The sequence below is a fragment of the Vibrio sp. 704 genome, from assembly GCF_033339295.1.
On the sequence record NZ_JAWOUH010000537.1, the window covers coordinates 1 to 654 of the forward strand.

Genomic DNA, 654 nt, shown 5'->3' on the forward strand with positions numbered 1-654 from the left:
CGGCTAGGGAAGGGGTCGCGGCGAAAGCCACGTTTTTAGCGAGTTCGACTTTATTGAATGATAAGTCTTCACCGCCTTTTACGAAGGTTTGTTGAATCTCATGTGCAGCTTTATCCGCCATCTTGTGCGACAACTGCATGATTTGTTGACCGGAGTGAATCCCTGAAACTGGCATGATTATAATTCCACTTATTATGCTGCTGTTAGCATAGGAAGTGTTTATAAAACGTGCAAGTGATTTATATCAATAACTTAATCAAACAAACAGTTTAGATAACATTTCACGCTCTTCAGTGGAGAGCAATGGCTTTTCCTTTTTGTTCAGCGTCATGCTGATTTCGCCTTGCAATGTTTTTAACTGACTTGCCGTCAGGTCTCCAAGCTTCTTTTTTAGCTCTTTAAATTGTTGCGCTTTCATCTCTGTATCCTCGCTGTACTCAGGTTTATCCTTCATGTCCTGTCTAACGGCCTCCGTGGCCACACAACATACTTATTCAATAGAATTAGATTAGAATTTGATCGATGGTTTTTTGTCCGAGTATTGTCAAGGTGCGTTAAGTGATACGTAAGACTTTTCCTATGAAAGGTAATTTTACCTACTTCGGGTTATCTAAAATTAAAAAAGGGAAGCAAAAGTGCTTCCCTAATTGCATA

Annotated in this window: 1 protein-coding gene; it reads right to left on the minus strand. The window is 39.9% G+C overall.

Annotated elements, in window-relative coordinates; genetic code table 11:
- Positions 1–256 precede the first annotated feature (256 nt).
- On the minus strand, positions 257–454 hold the full coding sequence (locus R7R24_RS27600; protein WP_017448124.1) for a hypothetical protein: 198 nt from the start codon (positions 452–454) through the stop codon (positions 257–259).
- Positions 455–654 lie beyond the last annotated feature (200 nt).

Coding starts and splice junctions, on each gene's coding strand:
- R7R24_RS27600 (WP_017448124.1), bottom strand. CDS start 454: ATGAAGGATAAACCTGAGTACAGCGAGGATACAGAGATGAAAGCGCAA.